The 20,994-nt window shown below is 57.8% G+C and carries 21 protein-coding genes; 19 read left to right on the top strand and 2 right to left on the bottom strand.

Features of this window, described 5'->3' with window-relative positions; genetic code table 11:
* Positions 1–81 precede the first annotated feature (81 nt).
* The 5 genes from EAO82_RS09580 (at position 82) to EAO82_RS09560 (ending at position 5,088) form a co-directional block, all read left to right on the top strand.
* Entirely contained in the window at positions 82–675 is a 594-nt protein-coding gene (locus EAO82_RS09580; RefSeq protein ID WP_096347636.1) for a TRAP transporter small permease, read from the top strand.
* Positions 676–693: 18 nt separating this feature from the next.
* Entirely contained in the window at positions 694–1,977 is a 1,284-nt protein-coding gene (locus EAO82_RS09575; RefSeq protein WP_096347637.1) for a TRAP transporter large permease, read from the top strand.
* A gap of 137 nt (positions 1,978–2,114) precedes the next feature.
* Positions 2,115–3,707 (top strand): methyl-accepting chemotaxis protein, encoded by a 1,593-nt coding sequence (locus EAO82_RS09570; RefSeq protein ID WP_096347638.1) that lies wholly within the window; start codon positions 2,115–2,117, stop codon positions 3,705–3,707.
* A 48-nt stretch (positions 3,708–3,755) separates the two neighbouring features.
* A protein-coding gene (locus EAO82_RS09565; protein ID WP_153274282.1) for an IS3 family transposase occupies positions 3,756–4,906 on the top strand; the annotation gives its coding sequence in 2 pieces (ribosomal slippage) (positions 3,756–3,993 and positions 3,993–4,906; 1,152 coding nt in all).
* 17 nt (positions 4,907–4,923) lie between these two features.
* Positions 4,924–5,088 carry a hypothetical protein gene (locus EAO82_RS09560; RefSeq protein ID WP_153274281.1) on the top strand — a complete coding sequence of 55 codons (165 nt, stop codon included), beginning with the start codon at positions 4,924–4,926 and terminating at the stop codon, positions 5,086–5,088.
* A gap of 12 nt (positions 5,089–5,100) precedes the next feature.
* Here EAO82_RS09560 and EAO82_RS09555 read toward each other — a convergent pair whose 3' ends face one another.
* Positions 5,101–5,745 (bottom strand): alpha/beta fold hydrolase, encoded by a 645-nt coding sequence (locus tag EAO82_RS09555; protein ID WP_096348531.1) that lies wholly within the window; start codon positions 5,743–5,745, stop codon positions 5,101–5,103.
* A 395-nt stretch (positions 5,746–6,140) separates the two neighbouring features.
* Here EAO82_RS09555 and ccoN point away from each other — a divergent pair, with 395 nt between their 5' ends.
* The 14 genes from ccoN to EAO82_RS09485 all read left to right on the top strand — a co-directional run bounded on the left by ccoN (position 6,141) and on the right by EAO82_RS09485 (position 19,132).
* On the top strand, positions 6,141–7,583 hold the full coding sequence (gene ccoN, locus EAO82_RS09550) for a cytochrome-c oxidase, cbb3-type subunit I (RefSeq protein WP_096348530.1): 1,443 nt from the start codon (positions 6,141–6,143) through the stop codon (positions 7,581–7,583).
* Positions 7,583–8,194 (top strand): cytochrome-c oxidase, cbb3-type subunit II, encoded by a 612-nt coding sequence (ccoO, locus tag EAO82_RS09545; RefSeq protein ID WP_096348529.1) that lies wholly within the window; start codon positions 7,583–7,585, stop codon positions 8,192–8,194. Before ccoN ends, ccoO begins: the two co-directional genes overlap by 1 nt.
* A 6-nt stretch (positions 8,195–8,200) precedes the next feature.
* Positions 8,201–8,392 (top strand): cbb3-type cytochrome oxidase subunit 3, encoded by a 192-nt coding sequence (locus tag EAO82_RS09540; RefSeq protein ID WP_096348528.1) that lies wholly within the window; start codon positions 8,201–8,203, stop codon positions 8,390–8,392.
* The gene (gene ccoP / locus EAO82_RS09535) at positions 8,389–9,291 is read left to right on the top strand and encodes a cytochrome-c oxidase, cbb3-type subunit III (protein ID WP_096348527.1); all 903 of its coding nucleotides are present in this window, start codon (positions 8,389–8,391) and stop codon (positions 9,289–9,291) included. Before EAO82_RS09540 ends, ccoP begins: the two co-directional genes overlap by 4 nt.
* 137 nt (positions 9,292–9,428) lie before the next feature.
* Positions 9,429–10,844: a cytochrome c oxidase accessory protein CcoG gene (gene ccoG, locus EAO82_RS09530; RefSeq protein WP_096348526.1), complete on the top strand. Its 1,416-nt coding sequence runs from the start codon at positions 9,429–9,431 to the stop codon at positions 10,842–10,844.
* A gap of 4 nt (positions 10,845–10,848) precedes the next feature.
* On the top strand, positions 10,849–11,364 hold the full coding sequence (locus EAO82_RS09525; protein WP_096348525.1) for a FixH family protein: 516 nt from the start codon (positions 10,849–10,851) through the stop codon (positions 11,362–11,364).
* A gap of 2 nt (positions 11,365–11,366) precedes the next feature.
* Positions 11,367–13,847, top strand: coding sequence for a heavy metal translocating P-type ATPase (locus EAO82_RS09520; RefSeq protein ID WP_096348524.1), 2,481 nt, complete (start codon positions 11,367–11,369; stop codon positions 13,845–13,847).
* Positions 13,844–14,092, top strand: a complete 249-nt coding sequence (gene ccoS, locus EAO82_RS09515) for a cbb3-type cytochrome oxidase assembly protein CcoS (protein WP_096348523.1) — start codon at positions 13,844–13,846, stop codon at positions 14,090–14,092. Before EAO82_RS09520 ends, ccoS begins: the two co-directional genes overlap by 4 nt.
* The gene (locus EAO82_RS09510) at positions 14,089–14,838 is read left to right on the top strand and encodes a sulfite exporter TauE/SafE family protein (RefSeq protein WP_096348522.1); all 750 of its coding nucleotides are present in this window, start codon (positions 14,089–14,091) and stop codon (positions 14,836–14,838) included. The genes ccoS and EAO82_RS09510 overlap by 4 nt, the downstream gene beginning before the upstream one ends.
* A gap of 91 nt (positions 14,839–14,929) precedes the next feature.
* On the top strand, positions 14,930–15,664 hold the full coding sequence (fnr, locus tag EAO82_RS09505) for a fumarate/nitrate reduction transcriptional regulator Fnr (RefSeq protein WP_096348521.1): 735 nt from the start codon (positions 14,930–14,932) through the stop codon (positions 15,662–15,664).
* A gap of 23 nt (positions 15,665–15,687) precedes the next feature.
* On the top strand, positions 15,688–16,233 hold the full coding sequence (locus tag EAO82_RS09500; protein ID WP_096348520.1) for an adenine phosphoribosyltransferase: 546 nt from the start codon (positions 15,688–15,690) through the stop codon (positions 16,231–16,233).
* Positions 16,234–16,296: 63 nt separating this feature from the next.
* Positions 16,297–17,172: an ion transporter gene (locus tag EAO82_RS09495; RefSeq protein WP_096348519.1), complete on the top strand. Its 876-nt coding sequence runs from the start codon at positions 16,297–16,299 to the stop codon at positions 17,170–17,172.
* The gene (locus EAO82_RS09490; protein ID WP_174958808.1) at positions 17,162–18,355 is read left to right on the top strand and encodes an MFS transporter; all 1,194 of its coding nucleotides are present in this window, start codon (positions 17,162–17,164) and stop codon (positions 18,353–18,355) included. The genes EAO82_RS09495 and EAO82_RS09490 overlap by 11 nt, the downstream gene beginning before the upstream one ends.
* A gap of 135 nt (positions 18,356–18,490) precedes the next feature.
* On the top strand, positions 18,491–19,132 hold the full coding sequence (locus EAO82_RS09485; RefSeq protein WP_096348517.1) for a response regulator: 642 nt from the start codon (positions 18,491–18,493) through the stop codon (positions 19,130–19,132).
* Here the strand turns inward: EAO82_RS09485 and EAO82_RS09480 are convergent.
* On the bottom strand, positions 19,129–20,907 hold the full coding sequence (locus EAO82_RS09480; RefSeq protein ID WP_174958805.1) for an ATP-binding protein: 1,779 nt from the start codon (positions 20,905–20,907) through the stop codon (positions 19,129–19,131). The two genes, EAO82_RS09485 and EAO82_RS09480, sit on opposite strands and share 4 nt — an antisense overlap.
* Positions 20,908–20,994: the final 87 nt, after the last annotated feature.

Here is a 20,994-nt window from a genome sequence, read left to right as displayed (position 1 = left end):
GGGTTATGTTGAATTAAGCAACATTCAAAGCGCTATTTGGCAACAGTGCCGTATTGCAGACTGTATGCAGAGGACAATCTAATGCCCGATTCCGACGGACCCCCGGCCACAGGCGGCTGGAACAAAGGGTTAATTCGCGCTTTAAGTTTGCTGGATCGCGTTACCGAACAGATCGAAAAACTGATCCTAGGCTGCACTGTCCTGTTTATCTCCGGGATGCTGGTAGTGCATGTGCTGGCCCGGCAGTTACTCAGTAGCGGTGTAACCGGCCAGGTAGAACTGACCCAGATGTGCATCGTGATCATGACCTTTGCCGGCCTCGGCTACGGGGTTCGACGTGCGCGGCATATCTGCATGTCAGCGTTTTATGATCAGCTCAAGGGCTGGCCGAGAAAAACGCTCTTGATCACTATCTGCCTGTTGACCGGCGCCTTGATGTTCTATTTCTGCTGGCATGCCTATGAGTATGTCAGTGCCATCCAGAGTCGCGGGCGTAAATCCTCGGCTCTGCAGATTCCGTTATGGATACCTTATCTGATAGTGCCCATTGGCTTTGCTCTGGCCGGCATTCAGTACTGGCTGACCGCATTGCGCAATATGACCTCAGCGGATATTTATCGCTCGTTCAGTGAAAAAGAGCGATATGACGACGTGCCCGACGACCTCACCACCTAAGGAGGGGCGGACCCCATCATGCTGACTATTATTATCATTTCCATGATCGTGCTGTTGCTCCTGGGCTTTCCGATGATGGTGCCTTTGCTGGTCGCCAGCTTGATGTTCATGTTTTTGGTGATCGACATGAACAACGTCGGGCTGCTTATGGGCCAGATGATCAGCGGCGTGCAGAGCTGGGCACTGGCGGCTGTGCCACTGTTTATTTTCGCTGCGGACCTGATGACCCGTGGCCACACCGCCAATCGTCTGCTCGATCTGGTGCAGACCTTTGTCGGGCACTTGCGCGGCGGACTGCCGATCACTACCGCTGCTGGCTGCACTCTGTTCGGCGCGGTTTCCGGTTCTACTCAGGCCACGGTGGTGGCCATGGGTGGTCCGATGCGGCCGAAGTTGCTGGAAAAAGGCTATTCGGACTCCTTCAGCATTGCGCTGATTATCAACTCCAGCGACATTGCCCTGCTGATCCCGCCCAGTATCGGCATGATCATTTACGGCGTAGTCTCGGGCGCGTCAATTGGTGACCTGTTTATCGCCGGCATCCTGCCCGGCTTGCTGATTCTGCTGATGTTCTCGGTGTACTGCTGGTATGCCTCTCTGCGCATGGGCATCGCGCCTGAAGAAAAGGCTACCTGGGTGAGGCGCGGTCAGGCGTTGAAAAAGGCGCTGCTACCCCTGGGCTTTCCATTAGTAGTCGTCGGCGGCATCTACGGCGGCATTTTCAGCCCGACCGAAGCTGCGGCCATTGCAGTACTCTATGCGCTGGTGCTGGAAGTGGTGATCTTGCGGGCGGTCAAGGTGACCGAGCTATGGGACATAGCTCTTTCCACCGGGTTGATTACGGCGGTGGTCTTTATCCTGGTCGCGGCGGGTAACGCCTTTACCTACACCATCTCCTTTGCTGGCATACCGCAGGCTATCCTCGGACCTGTGATCGAGACTATCGGCGACAGTCAGTTGCTGGTGCTGGGGTTGATCGCCGTGTCGTTTTTCGTCGGCTGCATGTTTGTTGACCCCATCGTGGTGATCCTGATTCTGACGCCGCTGTTCAAACCGGCAGTGGCGGCAGCGGGTCTGGATCCGGTCCATGTGGGCGTGATTGTCACCCTCCAGGCAGCTATTGGTTCAGCCACGCCGCCGTTCGGGTGCGACATCTTTACCGCTATGGCGGTGTTCCGCAGGCCCTATTTTGACGTGATCCGCGGCACCCTGCCGTTCATTCTGATATTGCTGCTGGCCACCGCACTGCTGATCATGTTCCCCGCCATCTCGCTATGGCTTCCCTCTCTAGGCGGTGGCTGACGCAGTCGAATCAGGGCGGCGGCCAACCACCCTGACCTGCTGTTTTGCTCGACAAGCTAAAGCAAACTGACAGCGCTGCCGATAATGTTTCTGAACCAGAATAATAAACCTCTTCAGGGGTATAAGGTGCAGACCACATGAGCAGCGAGACCATCGACAATATGCGTAGCATGAAAAGGGCGGAAGGGAATGCAGACGGTTTTCGTCAACCCGCCGCGCAGATCTTTTCCCCTACCGGCCTTTGTCTTTTACTCTTGGCCAGTCAGTTGTTTTTCAGCGCGGCATTACTCTGGCTAAGCAGTGGTCTGCTGTTCGGCGCTAGCCTGTTGCTCACGCCTGTGGCGCTGATGCTGATCAAGGAAGTGCGGTTATTGAACGGCGGCAGTCAGACTGCACAAGCGCAGCTATCCAAAGCCAATGCCGTGCAGATAGATCTGGCCCCGGACGACTCGCCCCAGCGGGCTGCCGACCCGCTAAGTGCACAACTTGCCGAGTTCTCCTCGCGGCTTCGCGACATCATGCTCGACCTGCAGCAACAGAGCCTGCGTATTGCGCTGTCCTCAGCGCAAAACCGTCTACTCGCCGAGCACGCCGGCAATGATGCCCAGCAACAAAAGAACTTGTCAGAATTGATCTTCCAGGCCAGCGAGCAAACCACTCGGGCGCTACAGGACATATCCTCCCGCGCGGGCATCATCACCGAGATGAACGGCCGCAACCTGGAAGTAGCGCGCAGCTCGAAACTGCAGCTCGGCGACGCCCGTGAACAGATGCAACAAATCAGTCAGAGCATGACGGGTTTCAAGACCAATATCGAAGCGCTGGACAGCACCTCCGGCCAGATCCGCAGCATTCTCACCACAGTCCAGGATTTTTCTTCGCAGACCAATATGTTGGCTCTCAATGCTGCGATAGAAGCCGCCCGCGCGGGTGAGCATGGTCGTGGCTTTGCCGTTGTCGCCGACGAAGTGCGCAATCTATCGGTCAAGGTAGGCAGCGCAGCAACCCAGATTGGCCAGCTGATTGAGCAGATGCTCGATGCCATGGCCGGCGCGGATCAGCAGACCCAGACCATGCAGGCTCAGACCAACCAGGCCGGCAGCGCGGTCAGTACCGCCGCTGAGCAGTTTGAACGGATGGTCGAAGATTTCCAGCAGGCCAATGATGATCTATTGATGGTCAGCAGCGCGCTGGAACAACTGACCGTAACGAACACTGAAACCCACCAGCATGGCAGCGCCATACGCGATCTCAGTGTGGGGATCAGCCAGTGCGTCAGCAGTGTTTTTGAGCACGCAGATACCCAGCTGGAAAACACCAATCTGGTCCTGCAGGCGCTGTGCAACTTCCGCCTAGGACAGGGCAACCTGGAAGGCGCAACGGACAAGCTGATGGCGCGTCGGCGCCTGATCGAATCCCGCCTTGAACAACTGCTGGAGCAGGGCATAAACGTATTTGACCGGCAATACCAGCCCATCCCCAATACCCACCCGCCCAAGCACAACGTCAGTTGGGCGGAGCCGTACCAGAAGCTGGTTCAACCATTGCTTGATGAGTGGGACTCACAGGGTAAGGACGGTATCGTGTATATGGTGCCCGTGGACAATCACGGCTATTTGGCTGCCAGCCGCTCGGCTACCTCGCAGCCGCTGACTGGCGATCCCGCGATTGACGCTGCCAAAAGTGTACATATGCGCTTTGTGGCCAAGGGCGTGATGAATCGCCCCTAGTTTCGTAGACACCTCCAGGCCTTATAATCGAGGCACCCAGGAGGTCCAATGAGCAATCCACGCTACACCGAAGAATTCAAAATCGAAGCCGTCAAGCAGGTGGCAGATCGAGGCCATTCCGTTGCCGAGGTCGCCGCTCGATTAGGCGTGTCGGCACACAGCCTGTATCAATGGCTCAAGCGCTACTCCAAGCCCACCGCCCAGCGACAGCAGGATGATGATCTTCAGGCTGAGAACCGTCGATTGAAGGCCGAGCTCAAGCGCGTATCAGAAGAGCGAGATATATTAAAAAAGGCCACCGCGTACTTCGCCAGAGAGTCCGACTGAGGTACGCGTTTATTCAGAGCCAAGTGGACAAATATCCCGTGCGCCGCCTGTGCAAAATGATGACTGTGCACCCCAGCGGTTACTATGCATGGTGTCGCAACAAGCTGTCTGATCGCGCTCGGGAAGATCAGCGTCTGTTGGGCCAGATAAAACACTCTTGGCTGGAAAGCGGCGGCGTGTATGGCTATCGCAAAATTCATCTGGATCTTCGTGAAGCGGGTGAGGCTTGCGGTAAGCACAGGGTAGCCCGCCTCATGCGCTGCGAGGGATTGCGCTCACAGACGGGTTATCGCCGCCGCCCTGGTCATTACGGTGGGAAGCCTGCGGTAGTTTCACCCAATCACTTGGATCGCCAATTCGATGTAGCAGCGCCCAATGTTGCATGGGTGACCGATATAACTTACATCCGCACCTACGAAGGTTGGTTGTATCTGTCCGTGGTTATCGACCTGTTCTCCCGTCAGGTTGTCGGCTGGTCGATGAAGCCGCGCATGACATCTGACTTGGCGCTAGACGCGCTGTTAGCCGCAGTGTGGCGTCGCAAGCCGCAAGGATGTGTGATGGTTCATTCGGACCAAGGCAGTCAGTTTAGTAGCGGGGACTGGCAGAGCTTCCTGAAAGCGAATCACCTGGTGGGCAGCATGAGCCGCCGGGGAAACTGCCATGACAACGCGGTAGCTGAAAGCTTCTTTCAGCTACTCAAACGGGAGCGAATCAAGCGACAAATCTATCCAACACGCGAGGCTGCAAGACAAGACGTGTTCAATTACATTGAGATGTTTTATAACCCAAGGCGCCGGCACGGCACGAGTGGTGACCTGTCACCGGTCGAGTACGAAAAGCGTCATTACCAGAGTCTGGCGAGTGTCTAGAATACTGGGGGCGATTCATGAATCTGGATAACATGAATAAATGCGAGCATGTGGGCATGGGCAGTTTTGTGCTGCCCGGCAGCAGCACTATCGTATTCGTGCTCTTTGTACCGCTGACGGTCAAAGGCAAACACTGGGGCACCCTGAGCACTGGCATTTTGCCAAAGGCGCTGGGAGTCTGACCGGTTAGCCCGTTAACCGGTGCTAACGATTGAACCAGGTAAATGCTGGCGACAGAACTCGCCAGCTAACCGCGCGGCATGGGCAATAACATCCTGCTGGGTCAACCCTGATGCCTTGAGCGGCTTGAAGTCATGGTCCGCGCTGTCCAACCACTTCAGTTCCAAGCGCTCGGATAGCGGGTACTCAGCGACTTCATACGGCTTACCTAACGGATCGCGGGTACCTTGCAGCACTAACAGCGGGCGGCGTAAATTTTGCAAATGAGCGATGCGGGTTTTTTCCGGCTTGCCAGGCGGATGAAAGGGATAACCAAAGCACACAGCGCCGGCTACCGGCAACTCGTCCACCAGCATGCTCGCTACCCTGCCGCCCATGGATTTACCCGCAATAAATAACGGGCCGCGGTGCAGGCCGCATTGCTCGCGGTAGGCGTCAAGCAACCTCGGCATTGGGTCAGGCGGGCGCTTTTTACCTTCCAAGCGACGAGTCTGCATATAGGGAAATTCGAACCGTACGACGTCGAGCCCCTGCTGGCTCAGCAACGTAGCCATCAGCTGCATGAACTCGCTATCCATAGGCGCGCCTGCGCCATGTGCGAACAGCAGGGTCGCATGTGCTGCGCCATTCGCGGGGTGGTCAATCAGCTTTGCAGGCAACGTCGGATCTCCTGTTTATCTGTTCATTCCCCGGCAGCCGCGAGCACAACTGCGACAAGATGCCACGCAATCAACAGGGTTATTGTGCTTCACACATGGCCCCGGGGGTACTAAGCTTACCGTTGCCCGATCCGCGTTCGTCTGATAGCCGTGGAGAAGGAGCCGGCCACACAACTAAAAACCTCGCGCCGGTTATCAATCTTGCGCCGTGCAGGCAGATGTATCGATTGCTGTCACTGCCCACTGCCACTTCGTCGAGTGTACTGTAAAAGGCCATCCAGAGGGCTTTGAAGCGGACCATACCTTGACCTGTGTCATTGCAAACGAGGGCAGCTTTCCTCATACTTGCCGCCGTTTTAGACCCCTTAAACCCATTGCTATCCGTGGAACCTCGCATGAGCACAGCTACCACTTCGACAGCTTATAACTACAAAGTGGTACGTCAGTTCGCCGTCATGACGGTGATCTGGGGTATCGTAGGCATGAGCCTTGGTGTCCTTCTGGCAGCCCAGCTGGTCTGGCCCGCCCTGAACTTTGACCTGCCCTGGACCAGCTTCGGACGCCTGCGCCCGTTGCATACCAATGCGGTCGTCTTTGCCTTTGGCGGTTGCGCGTTGATGGCTACCTCCTTCTACGTGGTGCAGCGCACCTCACAGGCCCGGCTGTTTTCCGACCGCCTGGCGGCCTTTGTGTTCTGGGGCTGGCAGACAGTTATCGTCTTAGCGGTTATTACGCTGCCTCTGGGTCTCACGTCGACCAAAGAGTATGCCGAACTGGAATGGCCGATCGATATTCTTATCGCTCTGGTCTGGATCAGTTACGGCCTGGTGTTCTTCGGAACCATTATGAAGCGCCAGATGAAGCACATCTATGTGGGTAACTGGTTCTTTGGCGCCTTCATCATTACCGTTGCTGTGCTGCACATCGTCAACAGCATGGCTATGCCGATCACGCTGTTCAAATCCTACTCGATGTATTCGGGTGCGACGGATGCAATGGTACAGTGGTGGTACGGGCACAACGCGGTGGGGTTCTTCCTGACTGCTGGCTTCCTGGGCATGATGTATTACTTCGTACCCAAGCAGGCTAACCGCCCGATCTACTCCTACCGTCTGTCGATCGTGCACTTCTGGGCACTGATCGCCATCTACATCTGGGCCGGCCCGCACCACCTGCATTACACAGCGCTGCCTGACTGGGCACAGTCGCTGGGCATGGTGATGTCACTGATTCTGCTCGCGCCAAGCTGGGGCGGCATGATCAACGGCATGATGACGCTGTCGGGTGCCTGGCACAAACTGCGCACCGATCCGATCCTGCGCTTCCTGGTGGTGTCCTTGGCGTTCTACGGCATGTCGACCTTTGAAGGTCCGATGATGGCGATTAAAACCGTCAACGCCCTCTCCCACTACACCGACTGGACCATTGGTCACGTACACGCCGGTGCGCTGGGCTGGGTAGCGATGATCTCCATCGGTTCGCTCTATCACATGATTCCGAAGATCTTCGGTCGTGAGCAGATGCACAGCGTTGGCCTGATCAACGTACACTTCTGGCTGGCTACTGTAGGTACGGTTCTGTATATCGTTTCCATGTGGGTTAACGGCATTACCCAGGGCCTGATGTGGCGCGCAGTCAACGTCGACGGCACCCTGACCTACTCCTTTGTGGAAGCGCTGGAAGCCAGCCACCCGGGCTTTATTGTCCGCATGATCGGCGGTTTGTTCTTCCTCATTGGTATGCTTCTGATGGGTTACAACGTGTGGCGCACCATTCGCGCCTCTCAGCCGGCTGAAGCACAGGCCGCCGCGCAAATGACCCAGGGAGCAGCTCACTAATGAAAAAGCACGAATTGGTAGAAAAAAATCTGGGCCTGCTGGTAGTGCTGATCGTTGTTGCGATCAGCTTCGGCGGCCTGACCCAGATCGTCCCGCTGTTCTTTCAGCAGGAAACCACTCAGCCGATCGAGGGCCTGCGGCCTTACACCGCGCTGGAGCTGGAAGGACGTGACATCTATATCCGCGAAGGTTGCGTTGGTTGCCACTCGCAGATGGTCCGCCCGTTCCGTTCAGAAACCGAGCGTTATGGTCACTACTCGGTAGCCGGTGAAAGCGTCTACGAGCACCCTTTCCTGTGGGGCTCCAAGCGTACCGGTCCGGATCTGGCCCGCGTGGGTCAGCGTTACTCCGACGATTGGCATCGTGCGCACTTGATCAACCCGCGTGACGTGGTGCCTGAATCCAAGATGCCGGCTTACCCTTGGCTTCAGGAAAACATCCTGAGCGGCGACCATACCGCTGCCAAGATGACTGGCCTGCGCCGCCTGGGCGTGCCCTACACCGACGAAGACATTGCCGGTGCTGAAGAGGAAGTCAAAGGGGTCGCTGAAATCGACGCCGTGATCGCCTATCTGCAGCACCTCGGCACTGTTCTTTCAGATCGCCGGTAACCGACCATGGATATCAACACTCTCCGCGGCATTGCCACCATCCTTGCGATGCTGGCATTCATCGGTGTCACCGTATGGGCCTATAGCTCCTACAAGAAAAAAGATTTCGACGAAGCGGCTCAACTGCCCTTCGCCGATGAGTCTGATGATGAAAAAGCGCGCCGTGAGCAGCAAGACGCTAGGAGTAACAAAGAATGAGTAATTTCTGGAGCGGGTACATCATTGTCCTGACCCTGATCACGCTGGGCCTGATCCTCTGGTTGCTCTTCGCTACCCGCAAAGGGCAGCGGCCGGAAGAAACCGACCAAACCGTTGGCCATTCCTTCGATGGTATCGAGGAGTACGACAACCCCCTGCCGCGCTGGTGGTTCGTCCTGTTTCTGGCGACCATCGTGTTCAGCGCCATCTACCTGGTGCTATACCCAGGCATGGGTAAATGGCCTGGCATCCTCGGTTGGACCCAAGTGAGCCAGTACGAGGAAGAGGTAGCGGATGCACGTGAGCAGTTCGCACCGATTTTCGCCAAGTTTGCCGACATGTCAGTGGAAGAAGTTGCCCAGGACGACGCCGCACATCGCATCGGCCAGCGCCTGTTTGCGGTCAACTGTTCGGTCTGCCACGGCTCTGATGGCCGCGGTGCCTACGGCTTCCCGAACCTGACCGACGACGACTGGATCTGGGGCGGTGAGCCGGACCAGATTCGCACCACGCTCAATGGCGGCCGTCAGGCGGCGATGCCGGCCTGGCTGGCAGTCATCGGCGAGTCTGGTGTTCGCAACACGGCCGGTTATGTTCGTAGCCTGTCCGGACTGGAAACTGAAGGCGTGGATATTGCTGCTGGCGAACAGATCTTCAAGACCAACTGCGTGGCATGCCACGGCCCGGACGGCACAGGCAACCCACTATTGGGCGCACCTAACCTGACTGACGATGTCTGGCTCTACGGCGCCAGCATGCTGCAGGTTCAGCAGAGCCTGCGCTATGGTCGTAACGGCAACATGCCATCCCAGGCGCACCTGGGTGAAGACAAGCTGCACGTGCTGACCGCGTACGTTTATAGCCTGTCCAAGCGCAACACCGACGCCGAAGCAGACTGAACCATCCACCCGCCGCGACGCCAGGTCGCATGGCGCTGAACGATCAGCCACCCTATTCTTGAGTGGTATAGCACGACCAGTCCCGGCCGGACCTCCGGCCGGGACACCTCCCTCGCACAACACCACGGCGGATCATCATGAGCGAAAAAATTCCCGTCAAGAATGTTACCCCTCCGGGTCAGGTTCAGAGCTACGATCTGTACGCCAAGCGCGACAAGATCCACACGCGGTCTTACCAGGGTTTTTTTCGCAACGTACGACTGATCGGCGTGGGTTTGCTGTTTCTGCTGTATTTCGGTACCGCCTGGCTGGATTGGGGTGGCCGTCAGGCCGTGCTGTTTGATCTGCCGGCACGCCAGTTCCATATTTTCAGTGCCACTTTCCAGCCGGAAGACTTCTTTTTGCTGTCCTTCCTGCTGATCATCTGCGCCTTTGGCCTGTTTTTCATTACCGTGTTTGCCGGCCGCATCTGGTGCGGTTACACCTGCCCGCAAACCGTATGGACATGGATTTTCATGTGGGCGGAAAAGGTCACCGAGGGCGAGCGCAACGCGCGCATCAAGCTCGACAAACAACCGATGAACGTCAACAAGCTTGCTCGCCGTACTGCCAAACACAGCATCTGGCTGAGCGTGTCGGTAATCACCGCGCTAACCTTCGTCGGCTACTTCACGCCGATTCGCGAACTGGTACCGGATACCTTTACCCTGCAAATCAGTGGCTGGGCGCTGTTCTGGGTGTTCTTCTTTACCGTGGCCACCTACATCAATGCCGGCTGGTTGCGCGAGCAAGTGTGCTTTTACATGTGCCCCTACGGGCGCTTCCAGAGCGTGATGTTCGACAAGGACACGCTGATCGTCGCCTATGACCCGCGCCGCGGTGAGCAGCGCGGGCCACGCAAGAAAGGCGTTGAACCTGCCGCGGTGGGGCTGGGTGACTGCGTCGACTGTCACATGTGCGTTCAGGTATGTCCGACCGGTATCGACATCCGCGACGGCCTGCAATACGAGTGCATTCAATGCGCCGCCTGCGTGGATGCCTGTGACGAAGTCATGGACAAGATGGACTACCCCCGAGGCCTGATCAGCTATACCACCGAACATAACCTCAGCGGCGAGAAGACCCAGGTCATTCGTCCGCGACTGCTCGGCTATGGTGCGGCCCTGGCGATCATGATCGGCTTGTTCATCGTGACTGTTACCAGCCTGTCCGAAGTGTCACTGGACGTGCAGCGTGACCGCAACGTGCTGTTCCGCGAGGCCCGCGGCGGCGATATCGAGAACGTGTATATTGTCAGGATCTTCAACAAGGCCCAGCAGGAGCGCACCTTTGATCTGAGCATCGAAGGGCATCCGGAATTGGAGATGAATCTGCCGGACAACCGCCTGACTGTCGAGGCCAACGGACACTTGCAACTGCCGGTGAACGTGCAGCTGGATCCGGCATTCCTGGAAAGCACCAACATGCCAGTCAACTTCCGCGTCACCGCTGAAGACGACCCCGAAGTGACAACGCTGTCCGAAAGCCGTTTCATGGGCCCTAACCTCAGGTAATTACATGCAGCAAGACGAAATCATTCCACCCTGGTACAAGCAGTTCTGGCCCTGGTTCATCATCGGAATTCTGGTGTTTGCCGTAGTCATCGGGCTGGGTTTGCTGTTTATTTCGCTAGCACACCAGGACAGCATGGTTCGCGACAACTATTACAAGGAAGGTCGCGCGATCAACATGCACCTGGGCCGCGATCAGTTGGCTGATGAGCTGCAGCTGTCCTCCGAGTTCAGCGTGGACGAGGTAACAGGCGAGATCAGTCTGAACCTTGAGGGTCAGTTGGAGCCGCTGCCGGCCGACCTGCAACTGGACTTGATCTCCCCTTCTCACGCGGAACGCGACCGCACCGTGCTGCTCAAGCGCATTGGTGGCAATCAGTACGCCGGGCAGTTGTCTGAATCCATGCAGGGTCGTCACTACGTCGATCTGAGCGACCCGACCAAACCTGGCGAAACAGGCTGGCGTCTGACCGATGAGATCAACCTGGGCAGCGGGCAGACTTACCGTCTCAGCGCCGAGTAAGCATGGCTAATCCTGTCCCCTGCTACCACTGTGGCGAGCCGGTTCCGACCGGCGCTTCCTGGACCTGCGTCATACTCGAGCAGCCCAGAGCCATGTGCTGCCCGGGCTGTCAGGCGGTCGCCGCAGCCATCGTGGCGGGCGGCCTGGAAAGCTATTACCGCCACCGCACCGATAATGCCGTCAATCCCGAAGCCCTCCCCCGGGTACTACAGGACGAACTGGAACTGCTCGACCGCGCCGACGTGCAGCAACGCTATGTGCATAGTGAAGGTGATCAGCAGCAGATCCAGTTATTAATTGAAGGCATCAGCTGCGCAGCCTGCGGCTGGTTGATCGAGAAACGCCTGAGCCAGATGCCTGGCGTCAGTCAGGCCGGTATGAACCTGGGCAATCACCGCCTGACACTGACTTGGAACCCGGAACAGACGCGCCTATCTGCACTGCTGGCAGAGATCAAGCGCATCGGTTATGGCGCGCATCCGTTTGAAGCGGACAAGGCCAGCGAGCAGATTGCCGCCGAGAATCGACGTTATCTGCGTCGCCTGGGCCTGGCGGGGCTGATGTTCATGCAGGTGATGATGGCGACGATGGCCCTGTATGAGGAATTCAATCAGGACCTGACTGCGGATATGGCCATTATCCTGCGCTGGGTCAGCCTGTTAATGACCACGCCCGTGGTGCTCTACAGTTGCGCGCCCTTCTTCCAGGGCGCCTGGCGAGACCTGAGTAATCGCCGATTGAGCATGGATGTATCAGTATCTCTGGCGATCGGCGGCGCCTATCTGGCTGGAGTCTGGGCCACGGTAACCAATACCGGCGAAATCTACTTCGATTCGGTCACCATGTTTGCGTTTTTCCTGCTCGCCGGGCGCTATCTGGAACGCCGGGCGCGGCAGCGCACGGTGGAAAGCAGCGCCAAACTGGTCAACCTGCTGCCGCCCAGCGCCATGCGCGTAGACAGCGAGGGGCATACGCAGCGGGTGATGCTGGACGAAGTGCAGCCCGGCGACTTGCTGGATATCAAGCCAGGCGAGAGCATCCCTGCCGACGGTGAAATCATTGACGGCATCAGCAGCGTGGATGAGTCTGCGCTGTCCGGTGAATACCTGCCGCTGGCCAAACGCGTTGGCGAACAGGTGACCGCCGGCACCCTGAATGTTGAAGGCCCGCTGCGTATTCGGGTCAACGCCATTGGCGAGCAGACGCGCCTGTCCGCCATCGTACGATTACTCGAGCGCGCACAGACCGACAAGCCACGCCTGGCGCAAATTGCCGATCAGGCGGCGCAGTATTTTCTGCTGATCGTCATGAGTGCCGCGGTCGTCGTCGGCGGTCTCTGGTGGTGGCTGGCCAATGGCGAAACAGCGTTCTGGGTCGTACTGGCAATGCTCGTCGCCACCTGCCCTTGCGCGCTGTCGTTGGCCACCCCCACGGCACTGACCACCGCCACCGGCAGTCTGCAGAAACTCGGGCTGTTGATCACCCGCGGTCATGTGCTCGAAGGTTTGACCAAAATAGACACCGTGATTGTCGACAAGACCGGCACGCTGACCGAAGGCCGGATGACATTGGAGCGTGTTGAAGCCTTTGCCGGCCAGGACAGCGATCAGGCTTTGCGTCTGGCGCGGATGCTTGAAGCCCGCTCCGAGCATCCCATCGCCCGTGCCTTTGGCCGCACCTTGGAGCAGGCTGACAGCGTCACCAGCCACCCCGGCCTGGGACTGGAAGGGATTTGCCAGGGCCAGCTACTGCGTATTGGCAAACCCGCTTTTGTCAGTGAGCTCAGTGCCAAGTTCAGTGCCATGCCAAGTAGCCATGAAGCACCCGAACTGCCTGACGAACCCGGTCAGTGGCTGCTACTCGGTGACGAGCAGGGCCCGATTGCCTGGTTCGTACTCAACGACCGCCTGCGCCCCGATGCTGCCGAATTGATCCAAGGACTCAAAGCCCGCGCGCTTCAGGTCATCCTGCTCTCCGGCGACCATGATCAGGTGGTCACCCGCATGGCTGATCAATTGGGCATCGAAAAGGCCATTGGTAATGCCAGCCCTGCGGATAAACTCGCCTATGTGCAGGGACTGCAGAGCCAGGGCCGTCAGGTGCTGATGCTCGGCGACGGGGTCAATGACGTACCGGTGCTGGCCAGCGCGAATATCTCCATTGCCATGGGCGAGGCGTCTGACCTGGCCAAAACCAGCGCCGACGCAGTGCTGCTCAGCAGTCAGTTGACGGTGCTGCTGCAGGCCTTGAGCGGGGCTCGGCGTACCAGACGCATCGTGGTGCAGAACCTGTTCTGGGCCGGCGCCTATAATGCCGGTATCCTGCCATTGGTGGCGCTGGGCCTGGTTACACCCGCCTGGGCTGCCATTGGTATGTCCGCCAGCTCACTGCTGGTAGTGCTGAACGCGTTGCGCCTGGTGCGCATGGACCAGCAGCAGGTCACTCAGCGCGGCGCTCCCGTGCTATTGGAGACGGCGGTATGACATTCTTATATATTTTGGTCCCCATCGCCGTGGTACTGGTCATAATCGCCATCTGGGTGTTCACCTGGGCAGTCGATAGCGGCCAGTACGATGACCTCGACGGCCCTGCACACAGCATCCTGTTCGACGACGAAGACCCGGCGCATCTGGCCGCCCAGCCAGAAGAAAAGCCGACACCGGTTGACCAGCCAAAAGACCTCGAAGCGTCCGCTGCGGAAAACGAAGACCGAGATTACCGATCTTGAACGCCGAGCTTCTGCCGCTGTTTCTCACTGCCCTGGCGCTCGGCTTGCTCGGCGGCGGGCACTGCATCGGCATGTGTGGCGGCCTGATGGGCGCGCTGACCATGGCCATCCCGGCGCAACAGCGCAAAGGTTGGCCGCTGTGGCGCATTTTGCTTGGGTATAACGCCGGGCGAATCGCCAGCTACAGCCTAGCCGGCGCTTTGGTCGGCAGTCTTGGCTGGCTGATCCAGGATCTTGGCCTCGGCATTCTGTTGCGCACCCTTGCCGGATTGCTGATGATCGCCATGGGTTTATATTTGGCTAACTGGTGGTCCGGGTTGACCCGCATAGAACAGTTGGGCCGCGGACTCTGGCGGCATATCGAGCCACGTGCGCGCAAACTGCTGCCGGTCAAATCGCCTAGCCAGGCCATCGCACTAGGCGCGCTATGGGGCTGGCTGCCATGCGGGCTGGTCTACAGCACGCTGATCTGGGCCAGCAGCCAAGGCGATGCGGGGGTGTCTGCCGGGCTGATGCTGACATTTGGTTTGGGCACGCTGCCAACGCTGATGGCCACTGGTCTGGCGGCGCAGACAATGTTGCGCTGGTTGCGCAAGCGCCATGTGCGCATCTCCGCCGCGTTGCTGGTTATCCTCTTTGGCTTGTGGACCATACCGGGACCCCACCAGGCGTGGTTGATGGGGCACGGCAGCCATGAGGCTAATCAAAGCCTGCCCGCAGAAGCTACGGAACATCAGCACCACTGACCCCACTATGGGATAAATGGCAGAATAGCCATGCATGATGTACGCTTTACAGTCATTACTGTACCGCTAGACCTCAGCCAGGAAGCTGCCCATGAGTACTCCCATCACCTTGCGCGCTGCGCTACCCGAAACCCACTGCAAGGACTGCAGCCTCTCAGGCATGTGTTTGCCTTTGGCATTGCATGACGAAGAGCTGGAAGTGCTGGACAACATCGTCAAGCGTGGGCGACCGGTGAAAAAAGGTGAAATGCTGTTTCGTCAGGGCGACCCCTTTGAGTCGATCTATGCCTTGCGTTCCGGCGCGGTAAAGACCTTCAGCCTGTCGGATAACGGTGAAGAGCAAATCACCGGCTTTCATCTGGCCAGTGAACTGATCGGCTTGTCCGGTATGGACAGCGAGCGCTATCCCGTCTCCGCGGTAGCGCTGGAAACCACCTCGGTGTGCGAAATACCATTTGAGCGCCTGGATGACCTGACTGCGACCATGCCGCAACTACGCAAGCAGGTCATGCGCCTGATGAGCCGGGAAATTCGCGATGATCAGCAGATGATGCTGCTGCTCTCGAAGAAAACTGCCGATGAGCGCATTGCCACTTTATTGATCAACCTGTCGACACGCTATCGCGCGCGCGGTTACTCAGCCAAGTGCTTTCGCCTGGCCATGTCGCGCAGCGAAATCGGTAACTATCTGGGTCTGGCAGTCGAAACCGTTTCACGGGTATTTACCCGGTTTCAACAACAAGGTCTGATTGCCGCAGACGGCAAACAGATTGATATACTCGACCACATTGAACTCTGCGCCCTAGCCGGCGGCCAAAGTGACTGAATTAACGCCATTGGACTCCCGTAATGATATTTGACGAGTACAGCATCAAATCCCTGGTCCGCCCGATACCCGATTTCCCCAAGGCCGGGGTGACCTTCCGCGACATCACCCCACTGTACCAGTCACCCCGCGCGATGCGCATGGTCGCTGACAGCCTGATTCAACGCTATGTCGAATCACCCATTACACACATTGCCGCTATCGATGCCCGCGGCTTTTTGCTCGGTTCAGTGCTCGCCTACGAGTTGAATAAACCGCTGATTCTGGTACGCAAGGCCGGCAAGCTGCCTGCCGATGTGATCAGCGAAACCTACAGCAGCGAATACGGTGACTGCGTAGTGGAAATGCACCGCGATGCGCTCAAGGGCGGCGAGCAGGTGTTGTTGCTCGACGACCTGATTGCCACTGGCGGCACCTTTCTGGCTGCAGCCAGACTGATCAAGCAACTCGGCGGCAATGTTTACGAGGCCGCCGCCATTATCGACCTGCCCGACCTCGGCGGCTCCCGCAAGATGCAGGATGCCGATATTCCCACTTATACCCTGTGTGCTTTCGAGCTGGACGAATAAGCCGGTTCTGCATCCAACCAACCCGTTATCCTGAGCGCGCCTGCGCTCAGAGTGTGAGCACACATGAACACCACTACCCTAGATATGTCCCAGCCCTGGCGTCAGCGGCTGGCTGAACGGCTGGAGCAGCCACGCATCCAACTTCTGGTCATGGCGCTGATTCTGATCAACGCGGTGATCCTCGGCCTGGAAACCTCTTCGACCATGATGCGGCACTGGGGCGGTGTGCTGAAACTGCTCGATCAGATCATTCTCGGCATGTTTGTGATCGAGATCGGTCTACGCTTCGTCGCCCATGGCTGGCGCTTGCTGAAGGATCCCTGGGGGTTGTTTGATACCCTGGTAATTGCCATTGCGCTGGTCCCGGCTAGCGGTCCGTTGGCAGTGCTTCGCGCGCTGCGCGTATTGCGGGTCCTGCGACTGGTATCCATAGTGCCAAGCATGAAGATCGTAGTTCAATCGCTGCTGTCGGCCCTGCCAGGCATGGGTAGCATCGTCGCCCTGCTGAGCCTGGTGTTCTATGTGGCCGCGGTGATTGCGACCCAGCTGTTTGGCCAAGCCTTCCCCGACTGGTTCGGCACCCTGGGCGCCAGCCTGTATACGCTGTTCCAGATCATGACGCTGGAGAGCTGGTCGATGGGTATCGTGCGCCCGGTCATGGAGGTTTACCCGTTCGCCTGGCTGTACTTCGTGCCCTTTATCCTGATTGCCACATTCATGATGCTCAACCTGTTTATCGCGGTGATCGTCGACGCCATCCAGAATCAGCGTGAACGCATCGCAGCGGCCAAAGCACTCAAAGAAGGTACCGTTGGCGAGGTGCAGGCAGAACAGCATGCCAGCACCTTGTCCGGAGTGCATCAGGAGCTACTTCTGGAAGAGGTACGGCAGCTACGCGAAGAACTCAGCTCATTGCGTAACGCACTGCGTGAGCGTTGAACCGCTGATTGAAAAAGGCACCCCGGCTTTTCGCCGGGCCTGTCTGGCGTTGATTCTGGCGTCACTGGTGGTGTTTGCCAATCTGTATGCAATACATCCGCTGCTGCCGCTGATTGCCGAGACCTTCCAGATCACCAGCCTGCAGGCCAGCAGTGTATTTACCCTGACCAACCTGACACTGGCCTGTTCGCTGCTGGTGCATGGCCCTCTGTCAGACGCGATTGGCCGCAAGGGCCCGCTGTTGGCAGGTATCACGGCCACCTTAGTGCTCAATCTGGCCATGGCTTATACCACCGACTATTCGCTACTGCTGTGGTTACGCGCAGCCTTGGGTATTTGCCTGGGCGTGCTACCAGCGGTGGCGATCGCCTACTTGGGCGACAGCATGAGCCGCAAGGCAATGGTCGCCGCAGTGGGGCTGTATATCGCGGGCAACACTGTCGGTGGCGCGGGTGGGCGGTTAGCAGGGGGCTTTATTGGTGAGCATCTGGGATTGCAGGCGGTATTTCTCAGCCTCGCGGCCTTCACCTTGCTCGGCCTGATCTGCGTGGCGATTCTGCTGCCCCGCCCTGCCGGTTTTCTCCCGCAGCGGCTGTCACTGGCAGGAAGCTTCCGAAGTTTTATTGATCATCTGTGCAATCGACAATTGCTGCCAGCGTTTCTGCTCGGCGGCTGCAACTTCATGATCTTCATCAACCTGTACACCTATCTGACCTTTCGCCTCAGCGCGGAACCCTGGCAACTCGGTGCCGGTGCACTGGGCCTGCTGTTTCTCACCTATCTGGCCGGCACCTTCTCTGCTGCACTGTCCGGTCGCCTGAGCTACGGAGGCGGGTTGCCGGGGATGGCCATCGGCGTGTTGTTATTGATCGGCGGCTGCCTGATCACTCTCTCGGAGCAATTGTGGCTGATCCTTGCCGGCTTGTTATGTAATGCGTTCGGCTTCTTCCTCACCCATTCGCTGGCCAACGCCTGGATCAATCAGCATGCGACCCACAGCAAGGCCAGCGCGTCCTCACTGTATTCCGTTTTCTACTATCTTGGCTCGGCTCTGGGGGTGTATTACCTGGAGCCCTTCTGGCGCTTGGCCGGTTGGCCGAGCGTTGTGGCTGGCAGTTTGCTGGTCCTGCTGATCAACCTCGGGTTGATTGTTTACTTGCGCCGCAAAAGTTTCCCGGCTTAAAGACGCCACGCGCTCTGCGCGTATTGCCAACCCTGCACCTAGACCTTCAGAGCAAGGTTGCTTATGATCCATCCAATAATAAAAACACCGTGATGCCCGTGCGCTGTACACGGTGGATTACCTAAGGAAGCATCCATGCTGGCCCCAAACCTGCCGCCTGATACGCGTTTGCTGCTGATCGATGATCATCAGATTTACCTCGATGGCTTGAGTTTGACGCTGCAGAATCTCTGCCAGGACGTCAGACTTGACCATGCACACAACGCTAACGAGGCCGAGCAGCACGCCAGCGAACACACCTACGATCTGATTCTGCTCGACCTGCAACTGCCCGACAGTAGCGGTCTGGCATTGCTGCAGAAGTTACGCAAGATCGATGCGCTGGTGCCTATTGCAATACTGACCGCGAGCAACAGCGCCAGCGATCTGGACGCTGCCATGCAGCTCGGCGCGTCGGGCTTTATCAGCAAGACCGCCGACGGCGGCACTCTGCTGGATGCGGTGACGCGCTTGCTGTTCGGCGAACAGGTCGTCATCGGCAATGGCATGCCTACGGATCGCCAAGCATCTGCACGCGAGCTGGGTGTTACCCCCCGGCAGTTGGAGATCCTTGATCTGCTCAGTGAGGGCCTGCCGAACAAGGTAATTTGTCAGCGCCTGAATCTCTCGGAAGATACGGTCAAAACGCATCTCAAGGCCTTGTTCATCACCTTCGACTGCCACAATCGTACCGAGTGCGTGGGTATTGCTCGCAAGCTCGGCTTGGTCAGCCTTTAGTCGGCGAGCAACTGCTGGATCAGTCGCCGCAGGCGAGCGGGTAGTACCGGTTTATAGATCAGCTCGATATCCGTCAAGCGCGCCGCCTCGGCGACTTCTTCGCTGGTATCAGCGGTAATCAACAGCGTGGCGCCAGTATGCAGACCGCGCTCACGCAGCGACCTGACCAGTGAGATGCCATCCATACTACCCTCCAGCCGGTAATCGCTGACCAGCAGATCTACGCTGCCCGGCAGGATGTTTTCCAGCGCTTGCTCGGGCGTCTGATAACAGCGCACCGTACAACCCCATTCCCGCAACAGGGTTTCCATCGCTTCCTGGTTGATCAGGTCGTTCTCGATGACCACCACGTTGCCGAGCAAAGTAGTTTGTTGATGCTCAGGAGCGCTCTTCAGCTCCTCGGTCCAGTCAGCCACCGGCACTTCTATCCAGAACTGCGAACCCTGCCCCGGCGCAGAGATCAGACCAGAGGGGTATTCCAGCAGGTGCATCAATTGTCTGCAGATGGACAGCCCCAACCCTACGCCCTTCTCCAGCGTACGCGCAGGGTTATTCAACTGCGTAAACTCATCGAAGACCTGCTCTTGCTCGACGGTGCTCAAACCGCAACCATTATCGACCACCGACAAGCGCACACGCTGTTCGACCCTTACGACTTCAATACGAACCTCAGTCGCCTGGGCGTGCAGCAATGCGTTGTTGAGAAAGTTGCGAATCAGCCGCTCCAACACCAATGGATCGCTGTAGACGGCAATGTGAGGTGGGCAAACCAGGTGCATTCGTACGCCGCGCTGTTCAGCGCTGGCTTCCAGTCCGGCCAGTAACCGCAACAGCCACGGCCGCAGGTTGAAAGCCCGCAGTTGCGGACGTACCATTCCCACACTCAACCGCGAGATATCCAGCAGCGAATTAAGCATGGCTTGCAGCAACTGAGTTGAGTCCGCCAGGCGTTTGACCGTCAGCCGGAGCGGAGGATCGATCACTCGCTCGTCAAGGTGCTGGATAAACAAGGACATGGCATGCAACGGTTGGCGCAAGTCATGACTGGCAGTAGCCAGAAAGCGCGTCTTACTTTGACTTTCGCGCTCGGCCCGTGCGCGCGCTGCGACCAGTAGGCGCTCATTCAGGTATGCGCCGCGCATCATGTACTCATAGATATACGCGCCGAGGCTGCCGATCAGATTGAAGCACACCAGGAATAACCCGCTGGCGATGATCAAACTGCGCGGGCTGCCAATCATATATTCCGCCCACAGGTATGCCAGCACGATGCCCCAGGACCCGGTCACCGCATAGCGCATCGGTAAGCCAAGCAGAAAGAAACCCGAGAGCAACACCAGATACAGACCGTCGTGGGTGACCTGCACGCCGATGTCCGCAATGCGGCTGACGACAATGATCATGGCCACCATCAGCCCGCTCAACACATAACTGAGCCAGGCTGCAGCGAAGGCCCGTTGCGGGACGATTTTGTTGGGTCGATTGGCATACCAGAGGGTGATGCAGACGATTGTCAGCACCACCAGGCGTACGCTGACAGTATAGCGATTCAAATACGCGGGCAAATAGGTCAGATCAATCCAGACGAACAGCAACATGAAAATGACGCAGGAAAAGGCCACCACCCACACCCGATTGCACATCTTGTCATGCAGATAGCGCTGAAAATCTGGTTCAAAGCCCTGGCTGAAACGCAGGTTGGTAAAACTACGTTGTTGGGCCAGCAACGCTGGTTCGTCAATAGGAATCTGGGAGCTGGCAGGGCCCGGTGACATAGCCGACATCCTGTTCTATTTGTTGTGTAATGGCCTTTTTATACCATCGGGAAATATAGGAACAAAATTAAAAGATTAATCAGTTTA

The sequence above is a fragment of the Halopseudomonas pelagia genome, from assembly GCF_009497895.1.
Lineage (GTDB): Bacteria > Pseudomonadota > Gammaproteobacteria > Pseudomonadales > Pseudomonadaceae > Halopseudomonas > Halopseudomonas pelagia_A.
Note: the sequence above shows the minus strand (reverse complement) of the source record. Positions and strands in the feature narration are given on the sequence as shown.